The sequence below is a fragment of the uncultured Dietzia sp. genome, assembly GCF_937873725.1.
GTDB lineage: Bacteria > Actinomycetota > Actinomycetes > Mycobacteriales > Mycobacteriaceae > Dietzia.
Genome location: NZ_CALMYY010000054.1, coordinates 33,627 through 53,852 on the forward strand (window position 1 = coordinate 33,627; position 20,226 = coordinate 53,852).

Sequence of the window (20,226 nt, forward strand, 5' to 3'; positions counted from 1 at the left end):
TCAGGCCTTCTTCTTCTTGGTCACCGTGAGGGTCTCGCGATCGATCTCGTCCTCCGAGAGCGCCTCGGCCTCGGGCTCGTTGACCACCCGCGAGCCGTCGGAGGCCACGAAGCCCTCCTTGAACTCGTTGGTCTTGGCCTCAAGGGTGGCCTTGGACTCGTCCGAGAGCGCCCCGCCGCCGTCGATCTGGCCGTACACGTCCGACGCGCTGTGATGCAGGGTCTCGAGGAGTTCGTTCTCGAAGCGCCGCACGTCCTCGACCGGCACGGAGTCGTAGAAGCCCTCGCCCGCGAGGTAGATCGAGACGATCTGGTCCTCCACGGCGACCGGCGAACTCTGATCCTGCTTGAGGATCTCGACCAGACGCTGGCCCCGCTCGAGCTGCGCCTTGGAGGCCGCGTCGAGGTCCGAGGCGAACGTGGCGAACGACTCGAGGTCGCGGAACGCCGCCAGGTCGAGGCGCAGCGAGCCGGAGACCTTCTTCATGCCCTTGGTCTGCGCGGCGCCACCGACTCGGGAGACGGAGATACCCACGTTGACGGCGGGCCGCACACCGCGGTTGAACAGGTCAGACTCGAGGAAGACCTGGCCGTCGGTGATGGAGATGACGTTGGTCGGGATGAACGCCGAGACGTCGTTGGCCTTGGTCTCGATGATCGGCAGCCCGGTCATCGAACCACCACCCATCGCGTCGGACAGCTTGGCGCACCGCTCCAGCAGGCGGGAGTGCAGGTAGAAGACGTCACCCGGGTAGGCCTCACGACCCGGCGGGCGGCGGAGCAGCAGGGAGATCGCGCGGTAGGCGTCGGCCTGCTTGGACAGGTCGTCGAACACGACGAGGACGTGGGCGCCCTCGTACATCCAGTGCTGGCCGATCGCCGAGCCGGTGAACGGCGCGAGCCACTTGAAGCCGGCGGAGTCGGAGGCGGGGGCGGCGACGATGGTGGTGTACTCCATCGCGCCGTGCTCCTCGAGGGTCGCCTTGACGCCCGCGATGGTGGAGCCCTTCTGACCGATCGCGACGTAGATGCACCGCAGCTGCTTGGTCTTGTCGCCCGACTCCCAGTTCGCCTTCTGGTTGAGGATCGCGTCGATGCAGACGGCGGTCTTGCCCGTCTTGCGGTCACCGATGATGAGCTGCCGCTGGCCGCGACCGATCGGCGTCATGGCGTCGATCGCCTTGATGCCGGTCTGCATGGGTTCCTCGACGGGCTGGCGCTCCAGCACGGACGGGGCCTGGAGCTCGAGCGCGCGGGTGCCGGCCGCCTCGATCTCGCCCAGGCCGTCGATCGCCTGACCGAGCGGGTTGACGACGCGTCCGAGGAAGCCGTCGCCGACGGGCACGGAGAGGACCTCTCCGGTGCGGCGCACTTCCTGGCCCTGGGCGATCTGGTCGTAGTTACCCAGGATCACCGCGCCGATCTCTCGATCCTCGAGGTTCAGCGCGACGCCGAGGACGCCACCCGGGAACTCCAGGAGCTCGTTGGCCATCGCGGACGGCAGCCCGCTGATGTGGGCGATGCCGTCGCCCGTGTCGGTGACGATACCGACCTCCTCGCGGGACGCCTCGGTCGAGACGCTGGAGGTGTAGTTCGCAATCGCGCTACGAATCTCGTCGGAGGAGATAGTCAGCTCCGCCATGTCATTCCTGCTCTCACTAAAGTGGTCTGGACTTGTCTTTTTCAGGTGAGCATCGACCGTGTGCGACCGCTGCTCGTCGGTTCGTCGGCCCCGACTACCGGTTACGGGAGTGCCCGCCTCACGGCGGACAGCCGCCCGGCGAGCGATCCGTCGATGACCTCGTCACCGACATGGATCACCATTCCGCCGAGCACGGCCGGGTCGACCTCGACGTGCACCGCCATCTCACGCCCGTAGATCCCGGCGAGTGTGCGCGACAGCGTCTCCTGCTGACCCTCCGAGAGCTCCGTGGCGGAGGTGACGACCGCCACGGACCGGCCCTGGAGCTCCGCGGCGAGCCGCGAGAGCGCGTCGATGTCATCCGCCGGCATCCCCTGTGGGCGGGTCACGGCCTGCGAGGCGAGAGCCTCGGTGACGGCGGTGACCTTGCCGTACAAGACCTGACCGAGGAGCGCACGCTTGTCGTCCGCCGTGGTGGACCGGTCGGACAACGCCTGCTCGAACTGCGGGTCGCCGGCCACGATCCGTCCGAGCCGGAAGAGCTCGTCCTCGACCACACCGAGCTGGCCCTGCTCGCGAGCCGAGAGCAACAGCGCCTCCCGGCCGAGCACCACGAGGCTTTCCCGCAGGTCACGCGGGGTGGACCACGACGATGCGACCGCAGCAAGCACGACCGAGAGGGTCGCCTCGTCGATCTTCCAGCCCAGGACCGACCGGGCGAGGTCCTGTCGGGCCTCGACCGGAGCGGAGGAGTCCGCGACCGCGACGCGGAGCGCGCGCTCCCCCTCGAAGAGGTCGACCACCCGGAACAGCTCGGCGCCGACGGTGGCTCCGGTTGCTCCGCCGGCGGGATTGGCGGACAGCGTGGACTGCAGGACCGACCGGGACTGCTCGAGGGCGTCGCGGCTTGCTGCGTGCATAGTCAGCTACTTCCTTACTTCTGGCCCGCGCCGGCGACCCGGTCGAGGTCGGCGAGGAAACGGTCGATGGTGCCCGAACGGTGGACCGAGTCGGACAGCTGCTCACCCATGAGACGCTCAGCGAGATCGATCGACTGACGTCCGAGGTCGCCGCGGAGTTCCGAGACGATCTGCTGACGCTGCGCGTTGAGCTGCTGCTCGCCCGCCGCGACGATGCGGTCCTTCTCGAGGTTCGCCTCGGCCTTCATGTCCGCGATGATCTGCTGCCCCTGGGCGCGCGCGTCGTCACGGATCTTGGCGGCCTCGACGCGGGCTTCCGCGAGCTGGGCGTTGTACTTGTCCAGGGCGGCCTTCGCCTCGGACTGAGCCGCCTCCGCCCGCTCGATGCCGCCTTCGATGCGCTCGCTCCGCTCGTCCAGGACCCGCTTGAACATCGGGAGGACGAACTTCCAGAACACGAAGAGGACGACAGCGAAGGGAATCAGCGACCAGACGATGTCGTACAGCGCCGGGGTCAGGACGTTGGGCGTCTCCTCGAGGGGGAGCCCTTCGCCCTCGCCGGCGGCGAGGATGTGGATCGGATTCATGTCGTTGACCTTGCGCCAGTCGGCGATCAGAAGATGAAGCCGGTGACGATACCGATGAGCGCGAGGGCCTCGGTGAACGCGATGCCCAGGAACATCGTGGTGCGGAGCTGGCCGGCCATCTCGGGCTGACGTGCCATGCCTTCGATGGTCTTACCGACGACGATGCCGATGCCGATGCCGGGGCCGATGGCGGCGAGGCCGTAACCGATGGCGCCGTAGCCCTTGGCCGTGGTCTCGATTGTCTCGGCAGCCTGGGCGAGAGTGACGATATCCATGTGGGTTTTCCGTTCCCTTTCAGATGGCCGGTACGGGATGTCCGCACTCGGTCGTCGGAGTGGTCTGTGTGTCCCGGCGCTCAGTGGCGCCGGAAGTCTCTAGTGACTGTCGGCGTGGAGCGACAGGTCGATGTACACCGCGGCGAGCAGGGCGAAGATGTACGCCTGCAGGAAGATCACCAGCAGCTCGAAGAAGGTGAACGCCACGGCCACGATGATGGTCACGAGGCTGACGGCGGTCCAGCCGTTGAACTGCCAGAAGAAGAAGTTCGTGGCGGAGAACAGCAGCACGATCATGATGTGGCCGGCGAGCATGTTGGCCATGAGACGGATCGTGAGCGTGGCCGGGCGCAGGACGAAGGTCGAGATGAACTCGATCGGCACCACCAGCAGGTGGAGGGCCGGGGGGAGGTTCGGGACGACGATCGACTTGCCCACGAAGGAGAAGAAGCCGTACTTCTTGGCGCCCGCGTAGATGAACACCACGTAGACCACCAGCGCCATGACCAGGGGCATACCGATCCTGGCGTTGGGCGAGATGTTGAGGCCGGGGATCACGGCCGGGATGTTCATGAACAACGTGAGGAAGAAGATGGTGGCGATGATCGGGAGGAACCGGTCGCCGTCCTTCTTGCCGATGATGTCGTCCGAGATGTAGGTCTTGACAAAGTCGAGGGCGATCTCGACCACGTTCTGGAAGCCCTTCGGGACGATCTTCGCGCCGCGCATACCCACGTAGAACAGCAGGGCGACGAGCACGCCCACGAGGACGCGGATGATCATCAGCCGGTCCAACTCGAACGGGGTGCCCTCGAACAGCACCGCCGGCGGGAAGAAGTCGTTGAGTGAAGGCGGGTGGAACTCGCCCTTGAATGCCAGCAGTGACGTGCTCAGCGTTCTCTCCCCTGTTCGGGCCGCCTTCTTCAGACGGTGGTCTGTGTCATTCGCTTCGGTTCACGTGCAGGGAACCCGGCGGGCCCGAGGGGATCTCGGCCGCTCTCGCGACGCGCCCTCATCCCGGTTTCCCGCCACGGAGCATCGTAACAAAGACCCGGGTGTCTGACCTCACCGGGGCGCACCCCCGGAGGGGCGTGCCGGGCCGCCCCGCGGCGTGACTGCGCTCAGTCCCCGGTGACGGGTTCCACGGCCGGCGCCTTGTGACGAATGATCGCGACCGTCTCGGTGGCCAGGACGACGATCATCGCCACGACGAGCGTGAGCGCGAACGCTCGCCTGGAGTAGAAGTCCAGGGGTTTCAACGCCGCCACCACGCCGATCGCCACGATGAGTTTGAGCAGCCACGTCCCGAGGAGTACGGCCCCGGTGACGTTGGGCGAGGTCTGCGCCGTCGCGACCACCACCACCGCGGTGAGGAGGACGAACACCCCACCGATCGCGGCCCCCAACAGGGCGCCCCACAGTCCGGGGGTGCCGTCGAGCGCCCCCCACAGGCCCGCACTGAGCAGCATCAACACGGCCAGGGCGGCCGTGCCGAGCGTGAGCGCCTTGCGTAGTCCGGCGGTGTGGGCGCTCTCGGCGGGCTGCGGGGGTGTCTCCGTCATGTGGCCCAGCCTAGCGGGAGCCGGAGGGACTCCCGGAGTGGTCCTCCCCGCGGATGCTCCGCAGTCGCGGGACCAGGGTGGCGGCCAGGACGGCGATGAGCCCCGCGGCGGCGAGCGGGACCATCACCTCGGACGGGAGCATGGTCGCCCCGACCGCTCCGAAGGCGATGAGCGAGACCCAGGCGTAGATGACGAGGGCGACGCGCCGATGGGAATGACCGAGGTCGAGCAGCCGGTGATGCAGGTGCATCTTGTCCGGGGCGAACGGGCTCCGCCCGGCCCCGACCCGCCGGACCACGGCCATGACCAGATCGAGCATGGGGACGAACATCGCCGCGGCCACCACGATCACCGGCGAGAGCAGGACGATCATCTCCTGCGGCCCGTACAGGCTCTGCGAGATCTTGCCGGACGCGCTGGTGGAGGCGGCCGCCAGCACCAGGCCGATGAGCATCGATCCCGAGTCGCCCATGAAGATCCGGGCGGGCTGGAAGTTGTGGGGCAGGACCCCCAGGAGCGCGCCGGCGAGGACCGCCGTGACCAGCGCCGGCGGATACGCGCCCACCGTGCCGCCCTGATCGAGCATGATCCCCACCGAGAAGACGCAGATCGCGATCGCCGCGATGGCCCCGAGCCCGGCCGCGAGTCCGTCCAGCCCGTCGACGAAGTTCATCGCGTTGACGATGGTCAGGGTGAACACCACCGTGAGCAACCCGGCCTGGAGCTGGTCCAGGACGAGGATGTTGCCGTCGCCGAACGGGAGGTACACGAGGGTCCACGACACCCCCATGGCCACCAGGACGCCCGCGGCGGCGGCCTGACCGGCGAGTTTGGTCACCGCGCCGATGCCGAGGATGTCGTCGACGATCCCCACCAGCACGATCAGGCCGCCGGCGACGATCGTGGCCTCGACGTCGGGGGCGAAGGGCGGGAACCCGCGGTTGAGGGCCGGCAGCTGCGCCGCGAGGAACACCGCGACCAGCATCCCGGTGAAGATCCCCACCCCGCCCAGTCGCGGCGTGGGGACAACGTGGACGTCGCGGTCGCGGGGGTAGGCGAGGCCGCCGATAGCGGGGGCGACTCCCCTGACCAGGCCGGTGACGATGAAGGTGACCAGGGCAGCGGTGACCCCGATGAGCAGGAGCTCGCGGAACGGGACCCCGATTCCCACGGGTCAGCCGCGCAGGGCCGCGGGGTCGGTGCCGAGGACCTCCCCGATCCGGTCGGCGGACACCGCCCCCTCGCGGACGATGCGTGGCGCGGATCCCGTGAGATCGACGATCGTCGAGGGTTGGCCCACCGCGCAGGGGCCGCCGTCGAGGTAGACGGCGACCGAGTCGCCGAGCTGTTCCCGCGCCTGGCCCACCGTGGTGGCCGGCGGCTGTCCGGAGACGTTGGCGCTCGAGACCGCGAGCGGGCCGACCTCGCGGAGGAGCTCGATCGCGACCGGGTGCAGCGGCATGCGGAGCATGACGGTGCCGCTGGTGTGCCCGAGGTTCCAGTTCAACGACGGCGCCTGGTGCACGATCAGACTCAGACCACCGGGCCAGAAGGCGCGGATGAGGTCGCGGGCGGGGGCGGGGGTGCCCACGACCAGCCCGTCGATCGTCTCCCACGAGCCCACCAGGACCGGGACCGGCATGTCGTGGCCGCGGCGCTTGGCCGAGAGCAGGAGGGTGACGGCGTCCGGATCGAAGGCGTCGGCGGCGATGCCGTACAGCGTGTCGGTCGGGGTCACGACCAGGCGACCCGCGCGGAGGGCGCCCGCCGCCGCGCTGAGCCCGACCTCCCGGCCGGTGTCCTCGGTGCAGTCGTAGGTGATGGTCACCGGGTGATCCCCTTCCGGACTGTCTGGTCGACCTCGTCGTCGTCGGTCTCGGCGCGTCTCGTCGCGGTGACGAACCGCGGACGTCCCGCGAGGTCGGTGTGCTGGTCCACGTTACCGAAGCCCCCCTGCGCGCAGACGACCGCCGCGACCGCGGCGCCGGTCGCGTCGTCGTGCTCGACGGCCAGATGGCCGCCCGGGGCGAGGAGCCCGGCCGCGACGTGGACCAGCGGCGTGATGACGACCAGACCGTCGGCACCCCCGAAGAGCGCGGTCGCCGGCTCGTGCCCGAGGACGTCGGCCGGGAGGTCGTCGGTCTGCGGGATGTAGGGCGGGTTGGCCACGACCGCGGCGACCCTGCCCCGCAGGTCCGGCAGCAGAGCGGGATCGGTGGCGTCCGCCGCGTGGACCTCGACCGGGGTGTCCCCGGCGGCGGCCCGCTCGCCGGCGTTGCGCCGGAGCCACTCGAGCGCCGGTCCGTGCAGCTCGACCGCGTGGACGTACGCGTCGGGGCGGGCGTGGGCGATCTCGAGCGCGAGGGTCCCGCTCCCCGCGCAGAGGTCCACGACGATCGGTCCCGGCCCCTCGCCCGGCGCCGGCAGCGCGGCGAGGGCGTTCTCCACCAGGAGCTCGGTCTCCGGCCGCGGGATGAAGACGCCCGGGCCCACCGCGAGGTCGAGCCGACCCGAGGTCGCACGCCCCAGGAGGTACTGGAGCGGGGTGCGGTCGCGGGCGCGGGCGGCGACGATCCGGCCGACCTCCGCCACCTCGGCGGGGTCCAGACCGTCCGCCAGCGGCAGCGCGGAGCGGTCGACGCCGAGGACGTGGGCGCAGATCAGCTGCGCCTCGGCGAGCGCGGAGTCGACGCCGGCGGACCGCAGAGCCCGGGCCGCCGACCTGACGACCCCGGTCACCGCGGCCGGGGCCGGCTGGGCGTCCACGGCCTACGCGCTTTCCATGCGCCGGCGCCGGTCCTCGTCGGCGAGCGCATCGAGCACCGCGTCGAGATCGCCGTCGAGGACCGAGTCCAGGTTGTGTGCCTTGAATCCGACACGGTGATCCGCGATGCGGTTCTCGGGGAAGTTGTAGGTGCGGATCCGCTCGGAGCGGTCGACGGTCCGCACCTGGGTGGCCCGTCCTTCGGAGGCCTCGGCGCTCGCCGCCTCCTCCGCCGCGGACTGGAGCCGGGCGGCGAGGACCTGCATCGCGCGCGCCTTGTTCTGCAGCTGGCTGCGCTCGTTCTGACACGTGACGACGGTGCCGGTCGGCAGGTGCGTGATCCGCACCGCCGAATCGGTGGTGTTGACGCCCTGGCCGCCCTTGCCCGATGACCGGTAGACGTCGATCCGCAGGTCCGACTCGTCGATCTCGACCGGGCCCACGTCCTCCGGCTCGGGGAACACCAGCACCCCGGCCGCGGACGTGTGGACCCGCCCCTGGGACTCGGTCACCGGGACGCGCTGGACGCGGTGCACGCCTCCCTCGAACTTCAGTCGCGCCCACACGCCGTCGCGTGAGGGCTGCCGGGACCGGATGGAGAAGGAGGCGTCCTTGTACCCCCCCAGGTCGGACTCGGTCACCCCGAGGACCTCCACCACCCAGCCGTGCTTCTCCGCGTACCGCGTGTACATGCGGGCCAGGTCGGCGGCGAACAGCGCGGACTCCTCGCCGCCCTCGCCGGACTTGATCTCCATGAGCACGTCGTCCGCGTCGTGGGGATCGCGTGGTGCCAGCAGGTCCGCGAGCTTCGACTCGAGCGCGGCCGCCTCCGCGCCCAGGCGCTCGGCCTCCGCGTGGAAGGAGGAATCCTCGTGGGCGAGCTCCCGCGCCGCCTCGAGGTCGTCCCGGGTCGACACCAGCGCCCGGTGGCACTGGACCACGGGCGTGAGCTCGGCGAATCGCTTGCCCACCCTCCGCGCCGCGGCCGCGTCCTCGTGCAGGGCAGGGTCCGACAACTGCGCCTCGAGCCCCCCGTACTCGGAGAGGACGTCGTCGATCGAGGACGGGGACCGCCCCGGGGGCTGCGTCACTCCTCGTCCTGCGGCAGGCTCGGCGTGGTCTTGGCCACCTGCAGCAGGAACTCGTAGTTGGTGTTGGTCTTGCGGAGCTGGGACATGAGCAGGTCGATCGCCTGGTGCGAGTCGAGCCCCGAGAGGACCCGGCGGAGTTTGTGCATGATGCCGGCCTCCTCGGGCGTCATCAGCAACTCCTCCTTGCGGGTGCCCGACGGTCCCACGTCGACCGCGGGGAACACGCGCCGCTCCGCGATGCGCCGGTCCAGCTTGAGCTCGGCGTTACCCGTGCCCTTGAACTCCTCGAAGATCACCGTGTCGCCCGCCGACCCGGTCTCGACCATCGCCGTGGCGATGATCGTCAGGGAGCCGCCGTTCTCGATGTTGCGCGCCGCGCCGAGGAAGCGCTTGGGCGGGTACAGCGCGGTGGAGTCGACGCCACCGGAGAGGATGCGGCCCGAGGCGGGCGAGGAGTTGTTGTAGGCGCGGCCGAGGCGGGTGATGGAGTCGAGGAGGACGACGACGTCCTGGCCCATCTCCACCAGGCGCTTCGCCCGCTCGATCGCCAGCTCCGCCACCTGCGTGTGATCCGACGGCGGCCGGTCGAAGGTCGAGGCGATGACCTCGCCCTTCACCGATCGCTGCATGTCGGTGACCTCCTCGGGCCGCTCGTCCACGAGGACCACCATGAGGTGACATTCCGGGTTGTTGATCGCGATGGCGTTGGCGATGTTCTGCAGGATCGTGGTCTTACCCGCCTTGGGCGGGGAGACGATCAGCGCACGCTGACCCTTGCCGATCGGCATGATCAGGTCGATCACGCGCGTGGAGATGATGTTCTTCTCGGTCTCCAGCCGCAGTCGCTGGTTGGGGTAGAGCGGGGTGAGCTTGCTGAAATCCGGACGGTTCCGGGCCTGATCGACCGGTCCCCCGTTGACCGAGTCGATCCGGACCAGCGGGTTGAACTTCGCGCGGTTCTTCGCGCCCTGGCCGCCCTGGCCTCCCTGACCGCCGCCCTGCCCCTCGGGCTGGCCCTCGCGGGGCGTCTTGACCGCGCCGGTGACCGCGTCGCCGCGGCGGAGGCCGTGCTTGCGGATCATGTTCATGGAGACGTAGACGTCGTTCGAGCCCGCGAGGTAGCCGGAGGTGCGGACGAACGCGTAGTTGTCGAGCACGTCGAGGATGCCGGCGACGGGCTGGAGGACGTCGTCCTCCCGCACCTCGGTCTCGCCCTCCACCGGGCGGCCGCCGCCGCCACCACGGTTGCGCTCGCGCCGACGACGGCTCCGGCGACCCCGGCCGCTGCCGTCGTCGTCCCGGTTCTGGCCGTCCCCGCGCGGACCGTTGTCGCCGCCCTGGTTGCCCTGGTTCGAGTCGTCGGCCTGCTGATCGCGGTTGCGGGCGCCCTGCTGGTCGCGGTTCTGCTGATCGCGGTTGCGCCCGTTCTGCTGTCCGGATCCCTGGTCGTCCCGGTTCTGGCCGCCGCGACGCTGACGGTTGCCCTGGTTCTGATCCTGCCCCTGGTTCCGGCGTTGGTTCTGGGCCTGGTTCTGACCGTCTCCCCCGCCACCGTCGGCGCGACGCGGCCGGTCCCCCTGGGACTGCTTGCCGTCGCGATCCTGGGCGTCGTCGCTCGACCGCGCATCCTCGCCCCGCTGACCCTCGTCGCGCTGCCCCTCGTCGCGCTGACCCTCGTCGCGGGACTGGGACTGCTGGCGCCGGGGCTGCTCCTCGCGCCGGGGTTCCTGCGCGGCGGGCGCCGACTGGGCTGCGGCGGGGGCCTTCCCGCCGCGGGCGCCGTCGATCATCGCGACGAGATCGCCCTTGCGCTTGCCGGAGAGGCCCTTGAGGCCCATCTGCTGCGCCAGCGACTTGAGGTCCGCCAGGCGCATCGCTGCCAGTGCGGCACCCTGCGGCGGGGTGGAGGTGGTGTCCGTCGAGGTCACGGGGGTCCTTTCTGGGCTCGTACCGGGGCGGCGAGCGCCGCCTGGCATCGAGCGTCTGTCCGGGACGCGGACTGGGCGTCCCGGGTGGCCGCTGGGGCCGTCCACGGCGGCGGGTGAGCCGGACGTGGAGTCGTCTGAGGGGGATCCACTCGAGGTGACGCCTTCCGGGGCGACGGGATGGTGACCGTCCACTCCGGTGGGGAACCACTCACGGGCACGGGATCCCTGGTGGCCACTCGCCGATCGGCCGCTCCCGCCGGGACCCACCCACACGCCGCCTGCGGCGACGAAGGTGTTCTGGAGCAGTCTCGGGCTACGGGGACGACCGGGCGTCCGTGGCTTAGAGAAGCATACTACCCGCACGCCGCGTCCACGCGTGTCCCCCTGGCGAGTCGGCTCCGCCGTGGAGGTCCCCGCACCGATCACCGGTACCCTTCCAGCCATCGTCACGCGCCACTTCCGGGGAGGTCCGATGTTGGGAACGATGCTGGACACGCCCCTGCTCGTGTCGCGGATCCTCACGCACGCCGCCGAGCGCCACGGGCAGTCGACCCTCACCGGGTTCGTGGGCGACCTCCAACCCCGGACCTCGCGGTATGACGTGATCGCCGCGCGCGCGGCCGCCACCGCCCACGCCCTCTCCGAGCTCGGGGTCACCAGGGGCGGCGTGGTGGCGGTGCTGGCGGGTAGCCGGAACGAGGTCGTCGAGGCGATGTTCGCGGTCCCGTCGATGGGGGCGGTCATCCTGCCGCTCAACATCCTCCAACCGCGTGACGTCCTCGCCTCGGCCCTGCGGGACAACCGGGTGTCCGTCCTGCTCGTCGACCCGGAGTTGATCCCGCTCGCGCTCGAGGTCACCGCCCACCTCGAGCACGTGCGCCACCTCGTCGTCGTCGACTCCGACCTGCCCCCCGCTGGCGGTGACGCGACCGGGGGCGCCTCGTCCGCGCGGATCCACGCCCTCGAGACCCTCCTCGACGGGCACCCCACCACCTACCCCTGGCCGGATCTCGACGAGCGCACCGCCGCGGCGATCGCGTACACCTCGGGCACCACCGGGACCTCCAAGGCCGTGGCCTACACCCACCGCTCCATCTGGCTGCACTCCATGCAGATGTGCATGGCCGAGAGCGCAGCCCTGACCAGCGGCGACTCCGTTCTCACGACCGTGCCGATGTTCCACGTCATGTCCTGGGGACTCCCGTACGCCGCGTTCATGGCCGGAGCGAGCCTCATCACCGCACGCCCCCGCCCCGGACAGGCGTTGGTCACGGGCCGGGACCTGGCCGGCCTCCTGGCCACCCACCGCCCCAACAAGATGGCCACCACCCCCGCGTCGCTCCAACGGCTGCTGCGGTGGTTGGAGAACCACCCGCAGCCGGTCGGCCACCTGGGAGAAGTGCTCGTGGGCGGTTCCGCTCTCCCCGAGGCCCTCCTCGACGCCTGGGTGGAACGCCACGGGGTGACCGTCCTGCAGGCCTACGGCCTCACCGAGTCCAGCCCGATCGCCACGTTCGCCCGGGCCGACCCGCACTCGTCCGCGACCGAGCGGCGGGCCCAGATCCTCGGACAGGGGAGGTTCCCCGCCGGCGTCCAGGCGCGCGTGGTGGACGAGGGCAGGGTGCTGCCGGATGACGGGTGGTCGGTCGGGGAACTCCAGATCCGGGGGCCGTGGGTGACGGCGCGATATCTCGGCGACGCGGCCACCGACCGCTTTGTCGACGGCTGGCTGCGCACCGGCGACATGGCCACCATCTCGCCGAAGGGGTATCTCGACGTGGTGGACCGGGTGGATGACATCATCGCCTCCGGCGGGGAGCTCATCTCCTCCGTCGAGCTCGAACACGCCGTGCTGACGGACGACCGGGTCGCCGACGCCGCGGTGGTCGGCGTGCCCGACGAGCGGTGGGGCAACCGGCCGCTCGTGCTGATCCAGCTCAAGTCCGGGGCCAACGCCACCGCCCGCTCCCTGTGGGAGGGCTTGCACGGGACGCTGGACCTGTGGAAACGACCGGACCACTGGGCGTTCGTCGAGGACATCCCGCGCACGTCGGTGGGCAAGTTCGACAAGCGCGAGATCCGCTCCCTCCACGCCTCCGGCGCCTACGCGGTCACCACGATCTCGCCCGGTACCACGCGCTGACCGGACCGACGCGGCCCGGCCCTCAGGCGTCCGGGACCACCCGCGCGCCGTCGGCGATCCTCAGATCCAGGACCCTCCACCCCTGGGCTTCGGCCTCCCGACGCAGGTCGACCGGGAGCGACGCGGTGTCCAGGACCAGGACCGTGGGCCCCGCCCCGGAGACCGTCGCCGCCAGGCCCCGCTCGCGGAGCCGTCGGATCCACTCGGTGGTGCCCACGAGCGCCGGGGCCCGGTAGCCCTGGTGCAGCCGGTCCTCGGTGGCGGCCAGCAGGAACTCGGGGTGCGACGCGAGGGCCACCGACATCAGGGCGGCCCGGCTGGCGTTGAAGGCCGCGTCCTCGTGCGGGACGGTCTCGGGGAGCAGACCCCGGGTCTGGGCCGTCGAGGACGTCTCCTCCGGCACGAGCACGGTGGCGACGATCGACGGGTCCACGTCCATCCGCACCGCGCGATACGTCACGGTCCTCGCCGAGCGCTCGGTCCACGAGACCACCACGCCCCCGAGCACGCTCGCCGCCGCGTTGTCCGGGTGTCCCTCGAACTCGCTCGCGAGCTGGACCAGGCGATCGTCGGTCAACACGCGGCCCATGAGTCCGTCCGCCGCGACCAGTCCCCCGACCGCCGCGGACGCGGACGACCCGAGTCCCCGCGAATGCGGGATCGCGTTGACACAGCTGATCCGCACACCGGGGGCACCCATCCCGCCGGCCCGCAGACCCGCCTCCACCGCCTTGGCCACCAGGTGCGACGCGTCGGTCGGCACCTCCCCGGCGCCCTCACCCGACACCTCGAGCTCGAGCCCGGACTCGATGACCGTCACCGTGATGGTGTCGTACAGGCCGAGCGCCACGCCGAGGGCGTCGAATCCCGGACCGAGGTTGGCGCTCGACGCGGGGACCTCCACCGTGACCGCACGACCGACCGGGAGGATGCGCCCGCCGGAACTGCCGAAGACCTCGGGACCGGATCCGTGCACCTCGCTCACTCCAGGCCGAGCGCGCCGGCGACGGCCGACGGGTCGACGGGGATGGGCTCGACCTCGGGCATCCCCAGGAGCGCGGTGTCCGGGTCCTTGAGGCCGTTTCCGGTGACGGTGCAGACGATGGTCTGCCCCGCCTCGAGCTCCCCGTTCGAGTGGGCGTCGAGCAGCCCCGCGACCGACGCCGCCGAGGCCGGCTCCACGTACACGCCGTCCCTGCCGGCGACCATGCGGTACGCCTCGAGGATCTGCTCGTCGGTCCGCTTGCGGAAGCTCCCCCCCGACTCGTCGCGGGCGGTCACGGCGCCGTCCCACGACGCCGGGGATCCGATCCGGATGGCCGTCGCGATGGTCTCCGGGTTCTTGACCGGGGCGCCGTCGACGAGGGGTGCCGCGCCGGCCGCCTGGACTCCCATCATCCGCGGCCGCGCCGCGATGATCCCGTCCGCGTGGTACTCGCTGTACCCCTTCCAGTACGCGGTGATGTTGCCCGCGTTGCCGACCGGGAGGAAATGGAGGTCGGGGGCCCGTCCCAGCACGTCGACGATCTCGAACGCGGCGGTCTTCTGGCCCTCGATCCGCACCGGGTTGACCGAGTTGACCAGCCCGATCTCCGCATAGGTCGCGGTGGTCTTGCGCGCCAGTTCCAGGCAGTCGTCGAAGTTGCCGTCGACCTGGATGATCGTGGCACCGTGCATGACCGCCTGCGCCAGCTTCCCGGCGGCGATCTTGCCCTGCGGGATCAGCACCGCGCAGCCCATCCGGGCACGCGTGGCGTATGCCGCCGCGGACGCCGACGTGTTGCCCGTCGAGGCACACAGCACGGCCCTCTGGCCCCGCGCCTTGGCGTCGGTCACGGCCATGGTCATCCCGCGGTCCTTGAAGGACCCGGTCGGGTTCAGCCCCTCGACCTTCAGGTACACCTCGCACCCGGTCAGCTCGGAGAGGTACGTCGCCGGGAGGAGAGGCGTCGCGCCCTCGAAGAGGGTGACGGGCTCCCAGTCCGGGCCGATCGGGAGCCGGTCGCGGTACGCCTCGATGAGGCCCGGCCAGCGGGTGTGTACGGGCTTGTGGGTGGTGTTCATTCGGTGTCCACTCCCTCGAGTCGGATGACGCTGGTGATGACCGTGACCGCGTCCTGGTCGGAGAGCGCGGCGACGGTGTCGGCGAGCGCGCGCTCGGAGGCCCTGTGGGTCAGGACGGTGAGTTCGGCGGTGGGCTCGGAATCGTCGACCTCGGCCTCGGGCACCTCGACCTCGGTCTGGCGGACCTGCGCGATCGATACGCCGTGGCGCGAGAACTCGGCCGCCACCAGTGCCAGGACACCGGGCTTGTCGGCCACGCGCATCCGCACGTGGTAGCGGGTGGAGACCTCGTCCATCGAGGCCACGGGCAGGGCCGCGTAGGTGGATTCGCCGGGGGCTCGACCCGAGTCCACCTTGTTGCGTGCGGCGGCGACCATGTCACCGAGGACGGCCGACGCGGTCGGGGCCCCGCCGGCACCCTGTCCGTAGAACATCAGCCGGCCGGCCGCCTGGGCCTCGACCACCACCGCGTTGAAGGCTCCGTTGACCGTGGCGAGCGGATGGTCGTCGGGCAGCAGCGCCGGGTACACGCGCGCGGACACCGCCTCGGTCCCGTCCGCCCGGCGCAGCTTCTCGCAGATCGCGAGGAGCTTGATCGTGCAGTCCATGTCCCGGGCCGAGGCGAAGTCGTCGGGGGAGATCCGGGAGATCCCCTCCCGGTAGACGTCCCCGGCGGTGACCCGGCTGTGGAAGGCGATCGAGGCGAGGATCGCGGCCTTGGCCGCCGCGTCGTAACCCTCCACGTCCGCGGTCGGGTCGGCCTCGGCGTACCCCAGCCGGGACGCCTCCGCGAGGGTCTCCGAGTAGTCGGCGCCCGTGGATCCCATCTCCGAGAGGATGTAGTTGGTGGTGCCGTTGACGATGCCCAGGACCCGCTCGACCTGGTCACCCGCCATGGATCGCCGCAGGGGTCCGATCACGGGGATAGCGCCGGCCACGGCCGCCTCGAAGTACAGGTCGGTCCGGGTGGAGTCCGCCGCCTCGGCGAGCTCGTCCGTGTACTCCGCCAGCAGCGCCTTGTTGGCCGTGACCACGGCCTTGCCGTGGCGCAGCGCCTCCAACAGGAGTGGGCGGGGCACGTCGATGCCGCCCATGAGTTCGACGACCACGTCGACGTCCTCACGGGACACGAGCGAGGCCGGGTCGGCCGTGAGGAGATCCGGATCCACGCCCCTGTCCCGTGTCAGATCGCGGACCGCGACGCCGCGCAGGGCCAGCGGGGCGCCGATGCGGGAGGCGAGCGCCTCCGCGTTCTCCGTCATGTAGCGGATGACCTCGGTGCCGACGGTGCCCATCCCGAGCACCGCCACCCCCACGGGTCGCACGCCAGACGCCGTTGCGTCGCTCACTGTCCCACCTCCAGGCTCGTCAGATCGTCCAGGGTTTCACGGCGGAGCACCAGGCGTGCCCGTCCGTCGCGGACCGCCACCACCGCGGGGCGCCCGATGAGGTTGTAGCGGCTCGACATGGAGTAGCAGTACGCCCCCGTGGCCGCCACGGCGACCAGGTCACCCGTGCCCACGTCCGCGGGCATCCAGAGGTCACGCACCACCACGTCCCCGCTCTCGCAGTGCTTGCCCACGAGCCTCGCGACGACGGCCTCCGCGTCGGAGATACGGCCCACCAGTCGGGCGTCGTAGACGGCGTCGTAGAGCGCGGTCCTGATGTTGTCGCTCATCCCGCCGTCGACGCTGATGTAGCGGCGGCTCTCACCGCCCGCGAGCTCGACGTCCTTGACCACGCCGACCTCGTAGAGGGTGACCGTGCCGGGTCCCGCGATCGCGCGACCCGGTTCCACCACCAGGGTCGGAGGGGCGAGCCCGACGTCGCGGGCGAACCCGTCGACGATGTCCGTCAGCGCCGCGGCCAGCTGCGCGACCGGCGGCGGGTCGTCGGACGGGACGTAGCTGATGCCCAGACCGCCGCCGAGGTCCAGGTGGTCCAGCTGGGCGGTGCGTTCGACACCGAACTCGTCGACGATGTCGCGGAGGAGGCCGATCACCCGGCGGGCCGCGAGTTCGAACCCGTCGACGTCGAAGATCTGCGAACCGATGTGGCTGTGCAGGCCGGTGAGTCGGATGTGCGAGGCCTCGAACACCGCGCCGACGGCGTCCATCGCCGCGCCGCCCGCCAGCGAGAACCCGAACTTCTGATCCTCGTGAGCCGTGGCGATGAACTCGTGGGTGTGCGCCTCCACGCCCACGGTCACCCGGATGAAGACGTCCTGGACCACACCCTCGTCGGCGGCGATGCCGTCGAGGAGCGCGATCTCCGACATCGAGTCGAGCACCACGTGGCCGACACCGCTACGCACCGCGAGCCTGAGCTCCTCGGCCGACTTGTTGTTGCCGTGCATGGTGATCCGCTCGGCGGGAAAGTCCGCGCGCAGCGCCACCGCGAGCTCGCCGCCCGAGGCGACGTCCAGGCTCAGTCCCTCCTGCGCGACCCAGCGTGCGACCTCGGTGCACAGGAACGCCTTGGAGGCGTAGTGGACCCTGTCGGCGCCCCCGAAGGCCCGGGCCATCTCGCGGCAGCGGGAGCGGAAGTCGTCCTCGTCGATCACGAACAGCGGGGTTCCGAACTCGGCGGCCAGGTCATCCGCAGCGACCCCCGCGAACTCCACCACCCCGTCCACGCGCCTGCCCGCTCCTCGCGGCCACACGGCGGGGTCCAGGGCCATCACGTCCGCCGCGGTACCGGGCCGCTCGCCGATCCCCGGGGCGTGGGGGAACTCGTGCCGGGACCCGGCCGGATGCGCGCTCACATCTTCTCCGGTGCGCTGACGCCGATCAGGCGCAGGCCGTTGGCGAGCGTCTGCCTGGTCGCCGAGCTCAGCGCCAGCCGGGCGGCGTGCAGCGGCCCCGCCTCCTCGTCACCCATGGGCAGAACTCGACAGGTGTCGTAGAAGCGGTGGTAGGCGGCGGCGAGCTCCTCGAGATACCGTGCGACACGGTGCGGCTCGCGGAGATCGGCGGCGCTGGCCACGATCTGGGGGAACTCGCCGATCGTCCTGATGAGCGCACCCTCGCGGTCCTCGACCAGCAGGGAGAGGTCGGCGGCCTCCGTGGTGACGCCCAGGTCCGCGGCGTTGCGCGCGAGCGAACACAGCCGCGCATGGGCGTACTGGACGTAGAAGACCGGGTTGTCGTTGGTCGCCGAGGTCCACAGCTGGAGGTCGATGTCCATGGTCTGGTCCACCGAGGAGCGGATGAGCGCATACCGCGCTGCGTCGACACCGATCGCGTCCACCAGGTCGTCCAACGTGATGACGGTGCCGGCGCGCTTGCTCATCTTGACCGGGACACCGTCGCGCACGAGGCTGACCATCTGCCCGATCAGCACCTCGATCGTCGCCGGATCGTCGCCCAGGGCCGCCGCGGCCGCCTTGAGCCGGGCGATGTACCCGTGATGGTCCGCCCCGAGCATGTAGATGCACAGGTCGAATCCGCGTTCCCGCTTGTCCAGGAAGTACGCGATGTCCCCCGCGATGTACGCGGCGTTGCCGTCGGACTTGAGGACAACCCGGTCCTTGTCGTCACCGAAGGCGGTCGAGCGCAGCCACCACGCACCCTCGGACTCGTACAGGTTGCCGTTGTCCTTGAGCGTCTGGACCGCGCGGTCCACCGCCCCGGAGGTGAACATCGAGTTCTCGTGGGTGTAGACGTCGAAGACCGTCCCGAACTCCGCGAGCGAGGCCTTGATGTGGGAGAACATCATGTCGACGCCCGCCGCGCGGAAGGTCTCGAGCCCGTCCTCCCGCGTCTCCTCGAGGACACCGGGGTGCGCGGCCACCACTCGGGCCGCGATCTCCTCGATGTACGCCCCCGCGTACCCGTCCTCCGGGGTCGCCTCACCGCGGGCGGCGGCGGCGAGCGACCGGCTGAACCGGTCGATCTGGGCGCCGTGGTCGTTGAAGTAGTACTCGCGGGTCACCTCCGCGCCCGAGGCCTCGAGGACGCGACCGAGCGCGTCACCGACCGCCGCCCAACGGGTGCCGCCGAGGTGGATCGGACCCGTGGGGTTGGCCGACACGAACTCCAGGTTCACCCGCCGGCCGGCCATGGCGCCGCCGTTGCCGAACGCATTTCCCTGCTCGATGACGGTGGCGACGAGCGATCCCTGCGCACCCGACTCGAGTCGGATGTTGAGGAAGCCGGGGCCGGCGATCTCCGCCGAGGCCACGCCGGGATCCGACACGAGCGCGGTGGCCAGGTCCTGCGCGAGGTCCCGGGGTGCCACCCCGATCTTCTTGGCCAACTGGAGCGCGATGTTGGTCGCGTAGTCGCCGTGCTCGGGGTTGCGGGGCCGTTCCACCGTCACCGTCTCCGGCACGACCGAGGTGTCGGCTCCGCGTTCGGCGAGAACGTCGATGAGTGCGGCACGGATGACGGCGGCGAGGTCAGCGGGAGTCACGTCTTCCTATCCTAGGTGTCCGCACGTCGACAGGGGAATCGGCGGCCGCCGGGACCCGGCCTGTCGGGACCGCGCGGGGCCGATGCGGTTCCGCCTCCCGGCCGGTGCTACGATCGGTCTCGCCGTTGGGCAGGGTGATCCCACGATCGCCACGCCCGGACGGCCTCCGGTCTTCGGACCGGTATCCCGCCCTCGTAGCTCAGGGGATAGAGCGTTGGTTTCCGGTACCAAAGGTCAGGGGTTCGATTCCCTTCGGGGGCACCACACGGGAAGGGCCCGGGCTCACCAGCCCGGGCCCTTCCCGTTTCCCGTTTCCCGCTGAGAGCGCGAGCCCGGGACTCGCCGAGCCCCGGTGATCAGCTGGGCAGGGTGATCTTGTCGACTTCCCCGATCCGGGAGACCACCCGGTCGTAGATGTCGGTGAGCTGGCGGATCTCCTCCTCCGTCACGACGTCGACGAAGAGCTCACGGACCTTCTCAACGTGCTTCGGGGCCACCCGGGCGATCGCGTCGGCACCCTCCGCGGTGAGGGTGACGATCGTGCCACGCCCGTCTTCCGCGCACTCGCCCTTCGAGACCAGACCCCGGCCCTCCATACGCCGGACCTGATGGGACACGCGGCTTCGATCCCAGCCGAGGACCGCGCCTAGATCGCGGGCACGCAGGCCCCGCCCGTCGGTCTCGCTGAGGCTGACCAGAACCGAGTAGTCGGATTGCGACATCGACGCGTCCCGCTGGAGCTGCCTCTCGATCGCGAGCTCGAGGAGCTGATTGACATCCCTGTACCGGCGCCACATGCGCTGCTCTTCTTCGCTCAACCAGCGTGTATCGCTCATGG

The 20,226-nt window shown here is 70.6% G+C and carries 18 protein-coding genes and 1 tRNA gene; 2 read left to right on the forward strand and 17 right to left on the reverse strand.

Annotation, left to right across the window (positions count from 1 at the left end):
• The 11 genes from atpA to rho all read right to left on the reverse strand — a co-directional run bounded on the left by atpA (position 1) and on the right by rho (position 10,714).
• Positions 1 to 1,641, reverse strand: coding sequence for a F0F1 ATP synthase subunit alpha (gene atpA, locus Q0444_RS05035; RefSeq protein WP_291080569.1), 1,641 nt, complete (start codon positions 1,639 to 1,641; stop codon positions 1 to 3).
• A 101-nt stretch (positions 1,642 to 1,742) separates the two neighbouring features.
• A complete protein-coding gene (locus Q0444_RS05040) occupies positions 1,743 to 2,561 on the reverse strand; it encodes a F0F1 ATP synthase subunit delta (protein WP_291080566.1) in 819 nt (272 codons plus the stop codon).
• A 14-nt stretch (positions 2,562 to 2,575) separates the two neighbouring features.
• Positions 2,576 to 3,148, reverse strand: a complete 573-nt coding sequence (locus Q0444_RS05045; RefSeq protein WP_291080564.1) for a F0F1 ATP synthase subunit B — start codon at positions 3,146 to 3,148, stop codon at positions 2,576 to 2,578.
• Between the two features lie 26 nt (positions 3,149 to 3,174).
• Positions 3,175 to 3,423 carry an ATP synthase F0 subunit C gene (locus Q0444_RS05050; RefSeq protein WP_291080562.1) on the reverse strand — a complete coding sequence of 83 codons (249 nt, stop codon included), beginning with the start codon at positions 3,421 to 3,423 and terminating at the stop codon, positions 3,175 to 3,177.
• Between the two features lie 99 nt (positions 3,424 to 3,522).
• Complete coding sequence (gene atpB, locus Q0444_RS05055) at positions 3,523 to 4,302, reverse strand: F0F1 ATP synthase subunit A (protein ID WP_291080614.1); 780 nt, start codon at positions 4,300 to 4,302, stop codon at positions 3,523 to 3,525.
• A gap of 242 nt (positions 4,303 to 4,544) precedes the next feature.
• Positions 4,545 to 4,985, reverse strand: a complete 441-nt coding sequence (locus Q0444_RS05060; protein WP_291080560.1) for a hypothetical protein — start codon at positions 4,983 to 4,985, stop codon at positions 4,545 to 4,547.
• 10 nt (positions 4,986 to 4,995) lie between these two features.
• Positions 4,996 to 6,156 (reverse strand): glycosyltransferase family 4 protein, encoded by a 1,161-nt coding sequence (locus tag Q0444_RS05065; protein ID WP_299021875.1) that lies wholly within the window; start codon positions 6,154 to 6,156, stop codon positions 4,996 to 4,998.
• A 3-nt stretch (positions 6,157 to 6,159) separates the two neighbouring features.
• A complete protein-coding gene (locus Q0444_RS05070) occupies positions 6,160 to 6,813 on the reverse strand; it encodes an L-threonylcarbamoyladenylate synthase (protein ID WP_291080557.1) in 654 nt (217 codons plus the stop codon).
• A complete protein-coding gene (gene prmC, locus Q0444_RS05075) occupies positions 6,810 to 7,751 on the reverse strand; it encodes a peptide chain release factor N(5)-glutamine methyltransferase (protein WP_299021878.1) in 942 nt (313 codons plus the stop codon). The genes Q0444_RS05070 and prmC overlap by 4 nt, the downstream gene beginning before the upstream one ends.
• A 3-nt stretch (positions 7,752 to 7,754) precedes the next feature.
• Complete coding sequence (gene prfA / locus Q0444_RS05080) at positions 7,755 to 8,840, reverse strand: peptide chain release factor 1 (protein ID WP_291080553.1); 1,086 nt, start codon at positions 8,838 to 8,840, stop codon at positions 7,755 to 7,757.
• A complete protein-coding gene (gene rho / locus Q0444_RS05085; RefSeq protein WP_291080612.1) occupies positions 8,837 to 10,714 on the reverse strand; it encodes a transcription termination factor Rho in 1,878 nt (625 codons plus the stop codon). The genes prfA and rho overlap by 4 nt, the downstream gene beginning before the upstream one ends.
• Positions 10,715 to 11,240: 526 nt before the next feature.
• Between rho and Q0444_RS05090 the strand changes: the two genes are divergently transcribed.
• Entirely contained in the window at positions 11,241 to 12,911 is a 1,671-nt protein-coding gene (locus Q0444_RS05090; protein WP_291080551.1) for a long-chain-fatty-acid--CoA ligase, read from the forward strand.
• A 22-nt stretch (positions 12,912 to 12,933) separates the two neighbouring features.
• Here the strand turns inward: Q0444_RS05090 and thrB are convergent, their stop codons facing one another.
• From thrB to argS, 5 genes are read right to left on the reverse strand one after another with little or no spacing between them, the layout of a single operon-like run.
• Positions 12,934 to 13,896 carry a homoserine kinase gene (gene thrB, locus Q0444_RS05095; RefSeq protein ID WP_291080550.1) on the reverse strand — a complete coding sequence of 321 codons (963 nt, stop codon included), beginning with the start codon at positions 13,894 to 13,896 and terminating at the stop codon, positions 12,934 to 12,936.
• On the reverse strand, positions 13,893 to 14,975 hold the full coding sequence (gene thrC, locus Q0444_RS05100) for a threonine synthase (RefSeq protein WP_291080548.1): 1,083 nt from the start codon (positions 14,973 to 14,975) through the stop codon (positions 13,893 to 13,895). The genes thrB and thrC overlap by 4 nt, the downstream gene beginning before the upstream one ends.
• Entirely contained in the window at positions 14,972 to 16,324 is a 1,353-nt protein-coding gene (locus tag Q0444_RS05105) for a homoserine dehydrogenase (RefSeq protein ID WP_291080547.1), read from the reverse strand. Before Q0444_RS05105 ends, thrC begins: the two co-directional genes overlap by 4 nt.
• On the reverse strand, positions 16,321 to 17,739 hold the full coding sequence (gene lysA / locus Q0444_RS05110) for a diaminopimelate decarboxylase (RefSeq protein WP_291080545.1): 1,419 nt from the start codon (positions 17,737 to 17,739) through the stop codon (positions 16,321 to 16,323). The genes Q0444_RS05105 and lysA overlap by 4 nt, the downstream gene beginning before the upstream one ends.
• Entirely contained in the window at positions 17,736 to 19,388 is a 1,653-nt protein-coding gene (argS, locus tag Q0444_RS05115; RefSeq protein WP_291080543.1) for an arginine--tRNA ligase, read from the reverse strand. Before argS ends, lysA begins: the two co-directional genes overlap by 4 nt.
• Positions 19,389 to 19,576: 188 nt before the next feature.
• On the opposite strand from argS, the gene Q0444_RS05120 reads away from it, so the two are divergent.
• Positions 19,577 to 19,652 (forward strand) — tRNA-Arg (locus tag Q0444_RS05120).
• Positions 19,653 to 19,744: 92 nt separating this feature from the next.
• Here Q0444_RS05120 and Q0444_RS05125 read toward each other — a convergent pair.
• The gene (locus Q0444_RS05125) at positions 19,745 to 20,224 is read right to left on the reverse strand and encodes a MarR family winged helix-turn-helix transcriptional regulator (RefSeq protein ID WP_291080541.1); all 480 of its coding nucleotides are present in this window, start codon (positions 20,222 to 20,224) and stop codon (positions 19,745 to 19,747) included.
• Between the last annotated feature and the right edge of the window lie 2 nt (positions 20,225 to 20,226).

Excerpts from the sequence above, each read along its gene's own strand:
- thrC (WP_291080548.1), bottom strand. The coding sequence starts at position 14,975 with ATGAACACCACCCACAAGCCCGTACACACCCGCTGGCCGGGCCTCATC.
- Q0444_RS05125 (WP_291080541.1), bottom strand. The coding sequence starts at position 20,224 with ATGAGCGATACACGCTGGTTGAGCGAAGAAGAGCAGCGCATGTGGCGC.
- Q0444_RS05045 (WP_291080564.1), bottom strand. The coding sequence starts at position 3,148 with ATGAATCCGATCCACATCCTCGCCGCCGGCGAGGGCGAAGGGCTCCCC.
- Q0444_RS05040 (WP_291080566.1), bottom strand. The coding sequence starts at position 2,561 with ATGCACGCAGCAAGCCGCGACGCCCTCGAGCAGTCCCGGTCGGTCCTG.
- Q0444_RS05090 (WP_291080551.1), top strand. The coding sequence starts at position 11,241 with ATGTTGGGAACGATGCTGGACACGCCCCTGCTCGTGTCGCGGATCCTC.
- rho (WP_291080612.1), bottom strand. The coding sequence starts at position 10,714 with ATGCGCCTGGCGGACCTCAAGTCGCTGGCGCAGCAGATGGGCCTCAAG.
- Q0444_RS05060 (WP_291080560.1), bottom strand. The coding sequence starts at position 4,985 with ATGACGGAGACACCCCCGCAGCCCGCCGAGAGCGCCCACACCGCCGGA.
- Q0444_RS05050 (WP_291080562.1), bottom strand. The coding sequence starts at position 3,423 with ATGGATATCGTCACTCTCGCCCAGGCTGCCGAGACAATCGAGACCACG.
- atpA (WP_291080569.1), bottom strand. The coding sequence starts at position 1,641 with ATGGCGGAGCTGACTATCTCCTCCGACGAGATTCGTAGCGCGATTGCG.